This is a genomic window from Streptomyces colonosanans, assembly GCF_001866645.1.
GTDB lineage: Bacteria > Actinomycetota > Actinomycetes > Streptomycetales > Streptomycetaceae > Streptomyces > Streptomyces colonosanans.
In genome coordinates this window covers 1-15,990 of record NZ_MLYP01000028.1, presented here as the reverse complement: position 1 = coordinate 15,990, position 15,990 = coordinate 1, and the positions used below count along the sequence as shown (strand labels likewise).

Annotated in this window: 13 protein-coding genes and 1 pseudogene; 11 read left to right on the top strand and 3 right to left on the bottom strand. The window is 70.8% G+C overall.

Annotation, left to right across the window (positions count from 1 at the left end; all coding sequences use genetic code 11):
- The first annotated feature begins 52 nt into the window (after nt 1-52).
- The 5 genes and pseudogenes from BIV24_RS35215 (at nt 53) to BIV24_RS10935 (ending at nt 3,487) form a co-directional block, all read left to right on the top strand.
- Entirely contained in the window at nt 53-688 is a 636-nt protein-coding gene (locus BIV24_RS35215; RefSeq protein ID WP_245766752.1) for an acyl carrier protein, read from the top strand.
- On the top strand, nt 652-903 hold the full coding sequence (locus tag BIV24_RS35210; RefSeq protein ID WP_245766751.1) for a 3-oxoacyl-[acyl-carrier-protein] synthase III C-terminal domain-containing protein: 252 nt from the start codon (nt 652-654) through the stop codon (nt 901-903). Before BIV24_RS35215 ends, BIV24_RS35210 begins: the two co-directional genes overlap by 37 nt.
- Nucleotides 900-1,412, top strand: a pseudogene (locus tag BIV24_RS36395) (FAD-dependent oxidoreductase); the annotation flags it as partial. The gene BIV24_RS35210 and the pseudogene BIV24_RS36395, both read left to right, overlap by 4 nt.
- Nucleotides 1,413-1,566: 154 nt before the next feature.
- A complete protein-coding gene (locus tag BIV24_RS34310) occupies nt 1,567-2,274 on the top strand; it encodes an NAD(P)/FAD-dependent oxidoreductase (RefSeq protein WP_071366052.1) in 708 nt (235 codons plus the stop codon).
- Between the two features lie 103 nt (nt 2,275-2,377).
- A complete protein-coding gene (locus BIV24_RS10935; RefSeq protein ID WP_079168159.1) occupies nt 2,378-3,487 on the top strand; it encodes an NAD(P)/FAD-dependent oxidoreductase in 1,110 nt (369 codons plus the stop codon).
- Nucleotides 3,488-3,658: 171 nt separating this feature from the next.
- On the opposite strand, the gene BIV24_RS10930 is transcribed toward BIV24_RS10935, so the two are convergent.
- The 3 genes from BIV24_RS10930 to BIV24_RS10920 all read right to left on the bottom strand — a co-directional run bounded on the left by BIV24_RS10930 (nt 3,659) and on the right by BIV24_RS10920 (nt 9,253).
- Nucleotides 3,659-5,866, bottom strand: a complete 2,208-nt coding sequence (locus BIV24_RS10930; RefSeq protein ID WP_071366088.1) for an MMPL family transporter — start codon at nt 5,864-5,866, stop codon at nt 3,659-3,661.
- A gap of 440 nt (nt 5,867-6,306) precedes the next feature.
- On the bottom strand, nt 6,307-7,359 hold the full coding sequence (locus tag BIV24_RS10925) for a 2-oxoacid:ferredoxin oxidoreductase subunit beta (protein ID WP_071366050.1): 1,053 nt from the start codon (nt 7,357-7,359) through the stop codon (nt 6,307-6,309).
- Nucleotides 7,352-9,253 (bottom strand): 2-oxoacid:acceptor oxidoreductase subunit alpha, encoded by a 1,902-nt coding sequence (locus BIV24_RS10920; RefSeq protein ID WP_071366049.1) that lies wholly within the window; start codon nt 9,251-9,253, stop codon nt 7,352-7,354. The genes BIV24_RS10925 and BIV24_RS10920 overlap by 8 nt, the downstream gene beginning before the upstream one ends.
- A gap of 328 nt (nt 9,254-9,581) precedes the next feature.
- Between BIV24_RS10920 and BIV24_RS10915 the strand changes: the two genes are divergently transcribed.
- From BIV24_RS10915 to BIV24_RS10890, 6 genes are all read left to right on the top strand, one after another.
- Nucleotides 9,582-10,265: a phosphoadenylyl-sulfate reductase gene (locus BIV24_RS10915; RefSeq protein ID WP_071366048.1), complete on the top strand. Its 684-nt coding sequence runs from the start codon at nt 9,582-9,584 to the stop codon at nt 10,263-10,265.
- On the top strand, nt 10,262-11,173 hold the full coding sequence (gene cysD, locus BIV24_RS10910; protein WP_177198681.1) for a sulfate adenylyltransferase subunit CysD: 912 nt from the start codon (nt 10,262-10,264) through the stop codon (nt 11,171-11,173). The genes BIV24_RS10915 and cysD overlap by 4 nt, the downstream gene beginning before the upstream one ends.
- Nucleotides 11,174-11,181: 8 nt before the next feature.
- Nucleotides 11,182-12,495, top strand: coding sequence for a sulfate adenylyltransferase subunit 1 (locus BIV24_RS10905; protein WP_071366087.1), 1,314 nt, complete (start codon nt 11,182-11,184; stop codon nt 12,493-12,495).
- Nucleotides 12,492-13,583 (top strand): ABC transporter substrate-binding protein, encoded by a 1,092-nt coding sequence (locus BIV24_RS10900; protein WP_071366046.1) that lies wholly within the window; start codon nt 12,492-12,494, stop codon nt 13,581-13,583. Before BIV24_RS10905 ends, BIV24_RS10900 begins: the two co-directional genes overlap by 4 nt.
- Before the next feature lie 70 nt (nt 13,584-13,653).
- Nucleotides 13,654-14,451, top strand: coding sequence for an ABC transporter ATP-binding protein (locus tag BIV24_RS10895; RefSeq protein WP_071366045.1), 798 nt, complete (start codon nt 13,654-13,656; stop codon nt 14,449-14,451).
- Nucleotides 14,438-15,331, top strand: a complete 894-nt coding sequence (locus tag BIV24_RS10890; RefSeq protein WP_071366044.1) for an ABC transporter permease — start codon at nt 14,438-14,440, stop codon at nt 15,329-15,331. The genes BIV24_RS10895 and BIV24_RS10890 overlap by 14 nt, the downstream gene beginning before the upstream one ends.
- Nucleotides 15,332-15,990: the final 659 nt, after the last annotated feature.

Here is a 15,990-nt window from a genome sequence, read left to right as displayed (position 1 = left end):
GCGGGAGCGGCGGCTGGACGCGGGGCGGCAGGGAGACGACATGGAGGACGGCATGGCTGACCCGATGGACGAGCGGACCCGGCGAGCAGGGCCGGCCGAGGGCGTGGTGGCCGGGGAGTCCGGGCCGGCCGAGGGCTTGGCAGGGTGCCTGGCCAGGCTGCCGGCCGACCACCGCTCGGCGGCCCTGCTCGACCTGGTCCGCGAGGAGACTGCGGGCCTGGCGGGCACGGACCCGCTCGACATCGACCCGGAGATGGCCTACCGCGACTACGGCTACAACTCCCTCGCGGCCGTGGAGCTGACCGGTCGGCTGAGCCGGGCCACCGGCCTCGAACTGCCGCTCACCCTGCTCTTCGACCACCCGACGGCGGCCGCAGTGGCGGAGCACCTGCTCGGCCTGCTCGGCTTCGCGCACCCCGAGGACGACGCCCCGGAGGCGGAAGCAGCGGACGCCGACGGGGGCCCGGACCCCGACGACGACGCCATCGCCGTCGTGGGCATGGCCTGTACTGGGAGCCGGGCGAAGGCCAGATGGACATCGGCTTCGACGCCGGCAAGACGACGGAGATCCTCCAGCGCGGCAACACCCTCGTGCCCGAGCTCGTCGGCAAGCTCTGCTCCGACATCGGGGAGCAGCCGTCCGACATCGACGTGCTCGTCACCAACCAGCCGAACCGGATCTTCCTGAAGAACTGGCGCCAGGCCCTGAAGCTGGACGAAGCACAGCACCTGGACACCTTCGACCGCTACGGGAACCTGTACGGCGCCGCCGTGCCCGTCACCCTCGACCGGGCGGCCCGCGCCGGAGCGCTGCGCGACGGCGACCTCGTGGTGATGTCGGGCTTCGCGCACGCCGGCGACTTCGCGGCCGCCGCGGCGGTGCGCTGGAACGGCGCCTCATGACCGAGGAGTTCGACGTGATCGTAGTCGGAGCGCGCTGCGCCGGGGCCACGCTCGGCGCGCTCCTCGCGCGTCGCGGTCTGCGGGTCGCCGTGCTCGACCAGGCCACCGAGATCCGCTCGACCCTCTCCTCGAACATCCTCCAGGCCGACTCCCTGGCGTTCCTGAACCGCCTCGGCGTGATGGAACGGCTGCGCGCGGCCGGGGTCACCACCATGAGCCATGTCGACATGCGCCTGGAGGATTTCCGCTGCCGGGCCGCGTTCCCGCAGGAGCTCGGCGACGTGGGCGGGGCGGCGTGCATCCGGCGCGAGGTCCTCGACCCGGTCCTGGTGGACGCGGCACGCACGTCCGGCGCCGAGGTGCGGCTGGGCACCCGGGTCGTCGGGGTGATCCGTGAGGGCGGCCGCGTCACGGGGGTCCGTGCGGTGTCGGGCGGCGTCGAGACGCGGCTGCAGGCCCGCCTGGCGGTCGGCGCGGACGGGCGGAACTCGAAGGTCGCCGAGGCGTGCGGGTCCCGCATGTACCACGTGAGTCCCGGCGAACGCAGCTACTACTGGACGTACTTCGAGGGCGTGGACCCCGGTCCGCGGCCGACGTTCGTCTTCCACCGCTGGGGCGACCGGCGCATGCTGGGGCGGCCCCGCCGACAACGGCCTCTACATCGTGGGTGTTTCCCCTCAGCAGCACGAGCGGGAGAGCTTCCGCGCCGACCTCGACGGCAACGTGCGCGCCCACGCGCTGCGCTGCGCGCCGATCGCCGAGGCCCTCTCCGGCGCCACCAGGGCGAGCAGGATCTACGGCATCCGGCGCTTCTTCGGCTACTTCCGCGAGGCGGCGGGCGCCGGCTGGGTGCTGCTCGGCGACGCCGGGCACTTCAAGGACCCGGCGGGCGGCCGCGGCATCGGCGACGCCTTCCACCAGGCGGAACGGCTCGCCGACGCGGTCGGTGACGCCATCGGGTCGGACGTCCGACTCGACCACGCTGTCGCGGAGTTCGGCCGCTGGCGGTACCGCACGTACGCCGAGTACTACGGCCTGGCCGCGGACCTCGGCGTGGCCGGACCCATCGCGGGCATCGTCCCGCGGGTCGTGCGCGGGCTGCACGCACGCGGCAGGATCGACGGCGTCCTGAACTTGCTGAGCCACCGTGCCTCGGTCCTGGACGTCCTCACCCCGGCGCGGGTGCTCGGCGCCACGGGCGGGCACCTGCTGCGCGCCCCCGGCCGGCGCCACGCCACGCTCGGCGAGCTGGGGCGGCTCGCGACGACCGAGATCCGGCGCAGGAACGCGATGCGCAAGCCCGTCTTCCAGAGCGGCCCGGCGCCGCGCCCCGTACAGCAGGAGACGCCAGAACCGGAGCTGAGCCGATGACCCGCACGACCCCGCACACCGCCGTGCGCGGCCAACTACCGCCCCCGGGCTTCGAGCTGGCCTTCGAACAGACGGTGCCCCGCTCCCTCGCCCACCGCCGGACATCGATCTGCCCGGACAGGAAGACTTCGCGGGTGAGATCCTCCACTCGGCCCACTACCGGAACGCCGAACCGTTCCGCGGAAAGCGGGTCCTCTGTGTGGGAATCGGCGAGACGGCGGCGGATGTCGTCAACGAGATCGCCCAGGTGACGGAGAGCTGCACCCTGTCCGTGCGCCGTTACCAGCCGATCGTCGAGAGGTACCCGGCCGGCCGACCGTACACCAACGACACCTACACCTCGCAGCTGCTGCATTCGGTTCCCCTGGCCGCCGCCGGTACCTTCATGCGGCTCGGGATGAACCGGAACAAGAGCCGGGGCAAGACGGCCGCCGCCTGGGCCGTGGCCGAGTGGAACTCGAAGAACCCGCACTTCTTCAACCACTTCCTGACGAAGAACGACGCCTTCATCCGCCGGATCGTCGACAACACCCTGACGGTCAACGCATCGGGGATCGAGCGGCTCGGCAAGGACTACGTCCTCTTCAAGGACGGCCGGCGCAAGAAGATCGACACGATCATGCTCAACACGGGGTACATCGAGGATTTCAGCATCCTGAAGGATGTGAACATCACCGATGTGCACAGGCTGTACAAGCACATGATCCATCCGGATCTCGGCCTCGGCGCGGTCCTCATCGGCTGGGCACGGCCGGCCGCCGGCGGAGTGCCGGCGTGCTCCGAGATGCAGAGCCGCTACTTCGCTCTGCTGTGCAGCGGCAAAAAGGCGCTGCCGGACCGGGTGCGGCTCCAGAACCTCATCGAGCGGCAGGCCGCGTACGAGAACGAGGTCTTCCACGGCAATCCCGACCTGCGGACCCTGGTGCACTACAACCACTACATGCTCGATTTCGCCAAGGCGATCGGGTGCCTCCCGTGGCACCCGGCCCTCGTCCTGGATCCGCAGCTGGCCCATCGGCTCTGTTGCGGCTCGCAGACTCCCCACGTCTACCGGCTGTTCGGCCCGCACAGCAGTCACAGGGCGGCGCGGAAGACCGTCATGAGCCTGCCGCCGGCGTTCAAGACGTCCCAGGTTCTGGGGATCACGGCGGTGAGCGTCGCCTCACGGGTGCTGATCGCCATGGGCCTGATGAGGCCGGACCCCGTCTACTGAGCACCATGCCCGGTCTCCGTGGCGGTCGGCGACGCACGCGCGCCGGCCGCCACGGTCGTGTCCGAGCACGAGGCCGTACTGCTTCAAGGTCACCGGTCGAACGGCGAGATCCTCCCCGGGCGGCCGGGCGGCCGCCGGGAAGGACCTCGTGTGTGCCGAGCGACGAGCGGCTCAGGCGGCCGGGACCTGCTGCCGCTCGGCGTCGTCCGCCGGGTCGCCCTCGCTGAGGCCGACGCGGTCGTGCAGCTTGCGCAGACCCCGCGGGGCGTACCAGGCGGCTCCGCCGAGGAGCCGCATCGTCGCGGGCACCAGCACGCCGCGCACGAGGATCGCGTCGATGACGACGGCAAGACCGCTGCCGATGCCGAACATCATCAGGAAGCTGATGGCGCTGGTGCCGAAGGCGAAGAAGCTGACCGAGAGCAGACCAGCGGCGATGGTGACGATCCGTCCGGTTCTGGCGAGTCCCTGCGTCACGACGGTGTCGCGGTCGTGACCCGCGTCGTGGAGCTCCTTCATCCGGCTGGTCACGAACACCTCGTAGTCCATCGAGAGTCCGAAGGCCACGCAGAAGAACAGCACGGTCATCGAGGTGTCCAGCGGCTGCGGCGTGAAGCCGAGCCAGGAGGAGAGATGGCCGTCCTCGAAGATCCAGACCATCACGCCGACCGAGGCGGTGAGGCTGACCGCGTTCAGCAGGAGCGCGCGCAGGGGCTGGACGACGCTGCCGGTGAAGAGGAAGAGGAGGATGAAGGTGGTGACGCCGATCATTCCGGCGGCGATGGGCAACCGGACGCCGATGGAGTGCTTGGAGTCGACCAGTCGGGCGTCCTGGCCGCCGACGAGCACCTCGGTGCCGGCGGGCGGGTCGACCGCGCGGATCTCCTTGGCCAGGCTCTGGGCCTCCTCCGACTTGGTCTCGTAGCCGATGGTGACGATGAGCCGCTGGGCGTCGTCGCGGCCGAGGGCCGCCGCGGCGGGGCCGGGCCGGCCGGGGCTGCCGTCGCGGTACGAGCCGGTGCTGGTGGCCACCTGCTCGACGCCGTCCAGGCGGGACACCTCCTTCGCGTACTCCTGGAAGGCGGGTCCCGTGGCGCCGTTCAGCGCGACGATCTGTACGGCGTTGTTGTCGTCGCCGGGGAAGTCCGCCTGGAGCTGGGTGGCCACCTGGCGGCTGCCCGCGCTCTCGGGCAGGACGCGCTCGTCCGGCGTGCCGAAGGTGACGGAGAGCAAGGGGCTCGCGGCCAGCAGCATAAGGGCGAGGACCGGGAGCGCGGTCAGGGCGGGCCTGCGCATGACGAAGGCGGCGAGCTTGCCCCAGAACGGCGTGTCGGTGCGCTGTACGCGTCCGACCCAGGGCAGGCGGCCCTTGTTCACACGGGCCCCGAGGGCCGCGAGCAGCGGCGGGATGACGAAGAGGGCGCTGAGCGCCGAGATGAGGACGACGCCGATGCCCGCGTAGGCGAAAGAACGGAGGAAGAAGGGCGGGAAGATGAGGAGGGCGGCGAGCGCCGCGATGACGGTGGCCGCCGAGAAGACGATCGTCCGGCCGGCGGTCTGCACGGTGCGGCGCAGGGCGTCGTCGATCTCCGCGCCCGCGGCCAGCTGCTCGCGGAAGCGGCTGACGAGCAGCAGCGCGTAGTCGATGCCAAGGCCGAGGCCGAGGGCGGTCGTCAAGTTGATCGCGAAGACGGAGACCTCGGTGACGCTGCCGATGACGAAGAGTTCGGCGAAGGTCCCCATGACCGCGAACATCCCGATGACCAGCGGAAGGAGCGCCGCGACGACGCTGCCGAAGGCGAGGACGAGCAGGATGAGGGTGATGGGTACGGCGATGGCCTCGGCCACAGCGAGGTCCTTGCCGACCTGGGTGGTGACGTCGTTCATGATCGCGGAAAGGCCGCCGGCCTGGACGTCGACGCCATTCTTGTCGCCGCCGTACTCCTCGATCAGGGCCTTGGCGAGGTCGGCGCGTTCGTTCTCGTCGCCGTTCACGTGGGCGAGGACGAGCGCCTTCTTGCCGTCGTGCGAGGTCAGGGCCTCGGCTCCGGTGTCCCAGTACGAGATGACATTGGCGACCGTCGAATCCTTCTTGAGCCCCTCGGTGAGGGTACGGCCCCGCTCCTCGACGGCCGGCGAGTCGAGCGGGCTTCCGTCCACGGCGCGGACGAGCAGGACGAGGTCCGTCTCGCCGCCGAACTTCTCGTCGATGACGCTCTGGGCGCGCGCTGAGGGTGCGTCGGGGTCGTCGAAGCCGCCGCTGAGCAGCTTGCCGAAGGCCCCGACACCCAGCGCGCCCATGAGCACGACGGCGACGGCGGCGATCACAAGAACTAACCGGGTCCTGCGCAGTGCGAGTTCGGCGATCCTGGTGAGCACGGTGGGCACTTCCCTTGGGTGAGTCGAGGGTGGAGACGCGGTAGGACGTGGGGGCGGTGTGGCCCCGGCGGCACATAAGGGGCCACACCAGGAGCCGGAAAGAGCGGCAAGACGAACTGCCTCCGCACAAAGAGGGTGCGACCCAGAATAGACAGCGGCACTAGCCGTTGTCTACTGAAAGCCGTGCGTGTGGCGGCCACCCTCCGTCCGTGTCGCCCCCTGCTCCTCTCCGCTGCGCCCCCGCCCCAACTCACCCTTCCGGAACGGCATTTCCCCACCCGGACGCGCGCCTCCCGCGGTGAGCGCCGGCGCGTCTCGATCGCCCGCGCGATCCTGAAGGAGGCGCCGGTGGTCCCGGCCTCTCCCCGCTGCCGGCCGAGGTCGCGAACCCGGGCCCCGCTCGTGCGGGGCCCGGGTTCGTCGTGTGCGCGGGTCCTCGGTCAGCCGACGACGGTCCAGCTGTCGTTGCCGGTGAGGAGCTGGCGGAGATCGGCCTTGCCGTACCGCTCGATCGCGCTGCCGAGCTGCTCGGCCATGAGCGTGTCGTAGACGGGGCGTTCGACGGAGTGGAAGACGCCGATGGGGGTCTGGTGGAGGGTGTCGGGGTCGGCGAGGCGGGAGAGCGCGAAGGCGGTGGCGGGGGACGGGGTGTGGGCGTCGTGGACGAGGATGGTGTGCTCGTTGTCGGGTGTCACCTGGACGACTTTCAGGTCGCCGGTTGCGGGGTCGCGGATGACTCCCTTGTCGTTGTCGGTGCCGAAGCGGATGGGCCAGCCGTGTTCGAGGCGGATGACGGCTTCTTTGACCTGGTCCTTGTCCTGGAGGACCTCGAAGGCGCCGTCGTTGAAGATGTTGCAGTTCTGGTAGATCTCCACGAGTGCGGTGCCCGGGTGGTCGGCGGCCTGGCGCAGGACCTCGGTGAGGTGCTTGCGGTCGGAGTCGACCGTACGGGCCACGAACGAGGCCTCCGCGCCGATCGCCAGCGAGACCGGGTTGAACGGCGCGTCGAGCGAACCCATCGGCGTCGACTTGGTGATCTTGCCGAGCTCGCTGGTGGGGCTGTACTGCCCCTTCGTCAGCCCGTAGATCCGGTTGTTGAAGAGCAGAATCTTGAGGTTGACGTTCCGGCGCAGGGCGTGGATGAGGTGGTTGCCGCCGATGGACAGGGCGTCGCCGTCACCCGTCACGACCCAGACCGACAGGTCGCGGCGCGAGGTGGCAAGACCGGTCGCGATGGCCGGGGCGCGGCCGTGGATGGAGTGCATCCCGTAGGTGTTCATGTAGTACGGGAAGCGGGAGGAGCAGCCGATGCCGGAGACAAAGACGATGTTCTCCTTCGCCAGGCCCAGTTCGGGCATGAAGCCCTGGACGGCGGCGAGGACGGCATAGTCGCCGCAGCCGGGGCACCAGCGGACTTCCTGGTCGGACTTGAAGTCCCTCATCGACTGGGCCGCTTCGGCCTTCGGCACGAGGTTCAGGAGCGTCTCACTCATCGATGGTCTCCTTGAGCGCCGAGGCGAGCTGCTCGGCCTTGAACGGCATGCCGTTGACCTGGGTGTGCGAGCGGGCGTCGACGAGGTACCTGGCCCGGACGAGGATGGCGAGCTGGCCGAGGTTCATCTCGGGGACGATGACCTTCTCGTACCGCCCGAGGACCTCCCCGAGGTTCTTCGAGAAAGGGTTGAGGTGGCGCAGATGGGCCTGGGCGATGGGCCGGCCCGCGGCGCGCAGGCGGCGTACGGCCGCGGTGATCGGGCCGTAGGTGGAGCCCCAGCCGAGGACGAGAGTCCTCGCGCCGTCCGGGTCGTCGACCTCGACGTCCGGGACGGCGATGCCGTCGACCTTGGCCTGCCGGGTGCGGACCATGAGGTCGTGGTTGGCCGGGTCGTAGGAGATGTTGCCGGTGCCGTCCTGCTTCTCGATGCCGCCGATGCGGTGTTCCAGGCCGGGGGTGCCGGGCACGGCCCACGGCCTTGCGAGGGTCTGCGGATCGCGCTTGTACGGCCAGAAGACCTCGGTGCCGTCCGCCAGCTCGTGGTTCGGCCCGGTGGCGAAGTGGACCCGCAGGTCCGGGAGTTCGTCGACGTCCGGGATCCTCCAGGGCTCGGAGCCGTTGGCGAGGTAGCCGTCGGAGAGCAGGAAGACCGGCGTGCGGTAGGTGAGCGCGATCCGGGCGGCCTCGATGGCCGCGTCGAAGCAGTCCGCGGGCGTCTGCGGCGCCACGACCGGCACCGGGGCCTCACCGTTGCGGCCGTACATCGCCTGCAGCAGATCGGCCTGCTCGGTCTTGGTGGGCAGGCCGGTCGACGGGCCGCCGCGCTGGATGCCCACAATGAGCAGCGGCAGCTCCAGGGAGACCGCGAGGCCGATCGTCTCGGACTTGAGCGCCACACCGGGGCCGGAGGTGGTGGTGACGGCGAGCGAGCCGCCGAAGGCCGCGCCGAGCGCGGCGCCGATCCCCGCGATCTCGTCCTCCGCCTGGAAGGTACGGACGCCGAAGTTCTTGTGCCTGCTCAGCTCGTGCAGGATGTCCGAGGCCGGCGTGATCGGGTACGAGCCCAGGTAGAGCGGCAGGTCCGCCTGGCGGGAGGCGGCGATCAGGCCGTACGAGAGCGCCAGGTTCCCCGAGATGTTCCGGTACGTACCAGTGGGGAACGCCTTCGTGGCCGGCGCGACCTCGTAGGAGACGGCAAAGTCCTCCGTCGTCTCGCCGAAGTTCCAGCCGGCGCGGAACGCGGCCACGTTCGCCTCGGCGATCTGCGGCTTCTCGGCGAACTTGTGGCGCAGGAAGGTCTCGGTGCCCTCGGTCGGCCGGTGGTACATCCACGACAGCAGCCCGAGCGCGAACATGTTCTTCGCCCGCTCGGCCTCCTTCCGCGACAGACCGAAGTCCTTCAGGGCCTCGATCGTCAGCGTCGTCAATGGCACCGGATGCACCCGGTAACCGTCCAGCGAACCGTCCTCCAGCGGCGACATCGCATAACCGGCCTTCGCCATCGTCCGCTTGGCGAACTCGTCCGTGTTCACGATGACCTCGCCGCCACGCGGCACATCACCGATGTTCGCGTTCAGCGCCGCCGGGTTCATCGCGACCAGCACGTTCGGGGCATCCCCCGGAGTCAGGATGTCGTGATCGGCGAAATGCAGCTGGAAGGACGACACACCCGGCAGCGTTCCGGCGGGGGCCCGGATCTCTGCCGGGAAGTTCGGCAGCGTAGAGAGGTCGTTCCCGAAGGACGCCGTCTCCGAGGTGAACCGGTCACCCGTGAGCTGCATACCGTCACCCGAGTCACCCGCGAAGCGGATGATCACCCGGTCGAGCCGGCGGACCTCTTTCCCTGGCTCCCCCGGACGCGTGCGCGTGCTCGTCCCTGTCTCGGACTTCATCTCCGCACCCTCAATCCCATGCCCTCGTCGGCGCTTTGTGCGGCTGATCGTGACAGGTGCCGCTTACGGTGCACTGACGGGCGCCTGAGCGTCGCCCTACCGCACCCGTGCCGCACCGCCGTGCCGCACCCCTGCACCGCACCCCGCACCACCCCCCACGCCGTACGACCGGACCGACCCGTACCGCTCGCGGGTCAGCGCCTCGTCAGCGTCGTGTACGGCGGCCCCGTTAGCCTGCGCCTGCCATTCAGCACTCAGGTGGGTGCAACGCGCTCTTTCCCTGTCATTTCTCGGCTGCTCACGCAAAGAGACATCGAGAGGACTTCGGATGAACGAACTCAAGGAAGTCGCCACCCGGGCCGGGCGGGAGCTGGAAGAGGCCCCGGCGCTGGACATCCTGCGCTGGGCCGCCGACACCTTCGGCTCCCGCATGTGCGTCACCTCCTCGATGGAGGACGCTGTCGTGGCCCATCTCGCCGCGCGCGTGCTGCCCGGAGTGGACGTCGTGTTCCTCGACACCGGCTACCACTTCCCCGAGACCCTCGGGACGCGGGACGCGGTGGAGGCGGTCGGCGGCGTCAGGATGATCACCCTGCTCCCCCGCCAGACGGTGGTCGAGCAGGACGCGGTGTACGGTCCCGAACTGCACCGCCGGGACCCCGACCTGTGCTGTCGGCTGCGCAAGACCCAGCCGCTGGAGGAGGGGCTCGCCCCGTACAGCGCCTGGGTGACGGGGCTGCGCCGGTTCGACTCCCCGGGGCGCGCCGCGACGCCGGTCGTCGGCTGGGACGAGGCGCGCGGGAAGGTGAAGATCTCCCCGATCGCACGGTGGTCGCGCGAGGACGTGGATACGTACATCGCCGAGCACGGGGTGCTGGTCAACCCGTTGCTCTCGGACGGCTACGGCTCAGTGGGCTGCGCCCCCTGCACCCGACGCCTGCTCCCGGGCGAGGACGCCCGGGCGGGCCGGTGGGCGGGGAGCGCCAAGACGGAATGCGGGATCCACACATGACGACCGAGACAGACATACCGCTGCGGCATATGGAGGCTCTTGAATCCGAGGCGGTGCACATCTTCCGCGAGGTGGCGGGCGAGTTCGAGCGCCCCGTGATCCTCTTCTCGGGCGGCAAGGACTCCATCGTCATGCTCCATCTGGCGCTGAAGGCCTTCGCCCCCGCTCCGCTGCCGTTCTCGCTCCTGCACGTCGACACCGGGCACAACTTCCCCGAGGTGCTCGACTACCGCGACCGCACGGTTGCCCAGCACGGGCTGCGGCTGCACGTGGCGTCCGTACAGGAACTCATCGACCGCGGGGAACTGCGCGAGCGGCCGGACGACACGCGCAACCCGCTGCAGACGGTGCCGCTCGTCGAGGCAATCCGCACGCACCGCTTCGACGCGGTGTTCGGCGGCGGGCGCCGGGACGAGGAGAAGGCCCGCGCCAAGGAGCGGGTGTTCAGTCTGCGCGACGAGTTCGGCGGCTGGGACCCGCGCCGGCAGCGTCCCGAGCTGTGGCAGCTGTACAACGGCCGGCACGCCGCCGGCGAGCACGTGCGGGTCTTCCCGCTGTCCAACTGGACCGAGCTTGACGTGTGGCAGTACATCGCCCGCCACGGCATCGAGGTGCCGTCGATCTACTACGCGCACCTGCGCGAGGTCTTCCTGCGGGACAACATGTGGCTGACCCCGGGCGACTGGGGCGGGCCGAAGGACGGCGAGCCGCTGGAGATCCGCACGGTGCGCTACCGCACCGTCGGCGACATGTCCTGCACCGGCGCCGTCGACTCGTCCGCCGCCGGCCCCGAGGCCGTCATCGAGGAGATCTCGGCCTCCCGACTGACCGAGCGGGGCGCCACCCGGGCCGACGACCGCATGTCGGAGGCCGCCATGGAAGACCGCAAGCGCGAGGGATACTTCTGATGCCGATCATGCCGACGAGGCCGAGCGGATCCGAGCACCACTCCACCCTGCTGCGTTTCGCCACGGCCGGCTCCGTCGACGACGGCAAGTCCACGCTGGTCGGCAGGATGCTGCACGACTCGAAGTCGCTGCTCGCCGACCAGTTGGAGGCCGTGGAGCGGGCGTCCCTGGCCCGGGGCCAGGAGACGCCGGACCTGGCGCTGCTCACGGACGGCCTGCGGGCCGAACGCGAGCAGGGCATCACCATCGACGTGGCCTACCGATACTTCACCACGGGGAACCGCAGCTTCATCCTGGCCGACACCCCGGGGCACGTGCAGTACACCCGGAACATGGTCACCGGGGCCTCCACCGCCGAGCTGGTGATCATCCTGGTGGACGCGCGGCAGGGGGTCGTGGAGCAGACCCGCCGGCACGCGGCGGTGGCCGCGCTGCTGCGGGTGCCGCACGTGGTCCTGGCCGTGAACAAGATGGACCTGGTCGGCCACGCCGAGTCCGTGTTCGCGGGCATCGCGGACGACTTCATCGCGTACGCCAGGGGGCTCGGCGTCCCCGAGGTGACCGCGATCCCGGTGTCGGCGCTCAACGGCGACAACGTGGTCGGTCCGTCGGCGAACATGGACTGGTACGGCGGGCCGACGGTCCTGGAGCACCTGGAGACTGTGCAGGTGAGCTCGGAGCCCGCCGGGGCGCCCGCCCGTCTGCCCGTGCAGTACGTCATCCGGCCGCAGACGGCCAAGGACCCCGACTACCGCGGCTACGCGGGCATGATCTCGTCCGGATCGCTGCACGTCGGCCAGGAGGTTACGACGCTGCCCTCCGGCCGTACGTCGGTGATCAGCGCCATCGACCTGCTGGGGCAGCGGGTGGAGTCGGCCCGCGCGCCGCAGTCCGTGACCGTGCTGCTCGCCGACGACGTCGACATGTCGCGCGGGGACCTCCTGGTGCCCTCCGACCAGGCCCCCGCATCCTCGCAGGACATCGAGGCCACGGTCTGCCACCTCGCCGACCGGCCGCTCGTCGCCGGCCGGCGGGTGCTGCTCAAGCACACCACCCGCACCGTGCAGGCGGTCGTGAAGGAGCTCGTCAGCCGGGTGACGCTCGATCCGCTGTCCCAGCACGGCTCCCCCGAGCGGCTGACGGCCAACGACATCGGCCGCGTCCGGATCCGTACGGCCGCTCCGCTCGCCCTCGACCCGTACGCAGTCTCCCGTCGCACCGGATCGTTCCTGCTGATCGATCCGGCCGACGGCACCACACTGACGGCGGGCATGGCAGGCGACTCGTTCGTCACCCGGGCCCCCTGGGAGACCGGCACATGAGGCCGGTCCGGCGGCTCGGCGCCGTTCTCGCGGGGCTCGCGCTGTGCGCCGCCCTCAGCGCGTGCGGCTACGGCTCGCAGCGCGTCGGCAGCACCGTGAAGGTGGTGCCGGCGGGCCCCGCGCTCTCCACCCCGGAGGTGCGGGTCGGCTACTTCCCCAACCTCACGCACGCCACCGCACTGGTCGGCGTGCGCGAGGGCATGATCCAGAAGGAACTCGGCGGTACGAAGCTGTCGACGGCGACGTTCAGTGCCGGGCCCACCGCCATCGAGGCGCTCAGCGCCGGCTCGGTCGACCTCGCCTGGGTCGGCCCGTCACCCGCGATCAACGGCTACACCAAGCTCGGTGGCAAGGGCCTGCGCATCGTCGCGGGGGCCGCGTCCGGCGGAGTCAAACTGGTCGTCGACCCGAAGAAGATCCGTACGGTGGCCGATGTGAAGGGCAAGCGGATCGCGAGCCCCCAGCTCGGCAACACCCAGGACGTGGCCCTGCTGCACTGGATCACCACGCAGGGCTGGCAGGTGGACCCGATGTCGGGGCGCGGCGAGGTGTCCGTCGTCCGCACCGACACCAAGATGACGCCCAACGCCTACAAGTCCGGTTCCATCGACGGGGCGTGGGTGCCCGAGCCGACCGCCTCGATGCTGGTCGCCCAGGGAGCACGCGTCCTCCTCGAAGAGGCGCAGCTCTGGCCCGACCGGCGGTTCGTGACCACCCACCTCATCGTGTCGCAGCGCTTCCTCGACAAGCACCCCGACGTCGTCGAGGCGGTCATCCGGGGAGCGGCGGCCGCCAACGCGTGGATCAACGCGAAGCCCGAGGAGGCCAGACGGTCCGTCAACGAGGCCCTGCGGGAACTGACCGGGACGGCACTGCCCGCCGGCATCATCGAGGCGGCCTGGCCCTCCCTCACGTTCACCGACGACCCCCTGGCCGCCACGCTCGGCACCCAGGCCGCCCACGCCACCGAGGCGGGCCTGCTGGACCATTTCGTGCTGCGCGGCATCTACGACCTCGGCCCCCTGAACCGGGCCCGTACGGCGGCAGGCCGGCCCCCGGTCGACGACGCCGGGCTCAGCACGCCATGAGGGACGACGTCACGCATGCCGTCCGCCCGTCCTGCACTGCACCCAGGAGTTGACTCGAGTGCATCCGCCAATGACCACGGAACAGGTCGCCGCGCCCGGTGCGGCCTCCCTCGCGCCTCGCGTGCCCGCTGTGCGCGTGGCGGGGGTCCACAAGACGTTCCGCCGTGCCGAGGGCATGCAGACAGTGCTTCAGGACATCAACATCGATGTCCTGCCCGGCGAGTTCGTCTGCCTGCTCGGGTCCTCCGGGTGCGGCAAGTCCACCCTGCTCAATCTGATCTCGGGCCTCGACCAGCCGTCCTCGGGACGGATCGAGGTGCCCGCCGGCCGGCCCGCGCTGATGTTCCAGGAGCACGCGCTCTTCCCGTGGCTGACGGCCGGCAAGAACATCGAACTCGTCCTCAGACTGCGGGGGGTCCCCAAGGCCGAACGCAGGACCCGGGCCGAGGAACTCCTCAACCTGGTACGGCTCCAGGACGCGTACGGCAAGCGGGCCCACGAGCTGTCCGGCGGCATGCGGCAGCGCGTCGCGCTGGCCCGTGCCCTGGCGCAGGATTCCCAGGTCCTGCTGATGGACGAGCCGTTCGCCGCGCTCGACGCCATCACCCGGGACGTCCTGCACGAGGAGCTGACCCGGATCTGGGAGACCACCGGGATCTCCGTCGTCTTCGTCACCCACAACGTCCGCGAGGCGGTCCGGCTCGCCCAGCGCATCCTGCTGATGTCCTGCCGGCCCGGCCGGGTCGCCCACGAATGGGGGATCGACCTGCCGCAGCCGCGCCGCCCCGAGGACCCGGACGTGGCCGCGCTGTCCGTGGAGATCACCGACCAGCTGCGCGAGGAGATCCGGCGCCATGCCCGAGACTGAGGCCCGCGCGGCGGAGGCCGGAGGACGCGCCGACGCCGATCTCGCCTGTCTGGAGGCGAGCCTGGACTCCCTGGAGACGAAGCCCGTACGCCGGGACTCCGCCGGACGGGTGCTGCGACGGACGGTGGCGCCGCCGCTCCTCGGCATCGTCCTCGTCCTGACGGTCTGGGAGTCGCTGCACCTCAGCGGGCTCGTGTCCGAGGACCGGCTGCCGACTCCCGGGGCGACCTGGGACAGCCTGCGCACGCTCTGGCTGCGCGGCACCCTGTTCGACATCATCTGGACCAGTCTGGAACGCGGACTGCTGGGCTTCCTGGCCTCCGTGGCCATCGGTACGCCGCTGGGCCTGATCGTCGCCCGGGTGCCACTGGTCCGGGCGGCGGTCCGGCCCGTCCTGTCCGGGCTCCAGTCGCTGCCGTCGGTGGCGTGGGTGCCGGCGGCCGTCATCTGGTTCGGCCTCACCGGCGGCGCCATGTACACGGTCATCCTGCTCGGCGCGGTCCCTTCGATCGCCATCGGTCTCGTCTCCGGCATCGACCAGGTGCCCCCGCTGTACCTCCGCGCGGGACGCATCATCGGCGCCACCGGTCTGCGCGGGGCCCGCCACATCCTGTTGCCGGCGTCCCTGCCGGGCTACACGGCGGGGCTCAAGCAGGGCTGGGCCTTCTCCTGGCGCTCCCTCATGGCGACCGAACTGATCGCGTCCTCCCCGGAACTGGGCATGGGCCTCGGCCGCTACCTGGAGAACTCCCGCGAGAGCATCGACTTGCCGGGCGTCTTCCTCGGCATCCTGCTCATCCTGACCGTGGGCGTGCTGATCGACCTCCTTGTCTTCAGCCCCCTGGAGCGCCGCGTGCTCCGCAACCGCGGCCTGGCCTGACCGGCCGCCGCCCTTGAGCCCGGAGGCGGGCTCGGTGCCTCATTCACGGCGCGGGAGCCGCGGTGCACTCGATGCACCGTGCGGCCCGCGTCCGCCTCCGGCCCCACCTGTGAGGGGACGCCGAGACCCCCGTACCGTTCCTTGGCAGTGAGCGGGAGTGAGTCCGCTCACCGGCACGCCCCGAACCGTCCTGGGCGCACTGGTCCTCCGCTTTCGCAACCGGGCGGCGACACGGATCCTGTCCGTGGTCCGATCCGGAAGAGCGACCTGCGGCCGGAGGCCGCTGATGGGCACCGTCTCACGACCTGGCCATGTGGATGCGGCCAGAGGCGACGGGGAGGCCCTGAACCATCTCGCTGGTGGAGCAGGGGCCCCGCACGCCGGCACCGCACCCGGCGTCCCAGATCGCACCGCTCACGCTACCCCCGCCCCCAGACAGCACCGCAAGCCGGGAAGCCGACCATCACACGATCGAGCTAAACCGCCCTCAAGCAGGCTTCCCGATTGGCCTGACGGCCAGCGGAAGGCCCTCCGTCCGCCCTGCCGGGGGCTGGGGGCGGGGTCCGAGACGCGGGACGCCCGGAACGCCGCCGGAAGGGAATCTGCCGCCCAGGACGCGGCGGGCTGGGCGGCAGCGGCAGCGGCAGCGGCAGCGGCAG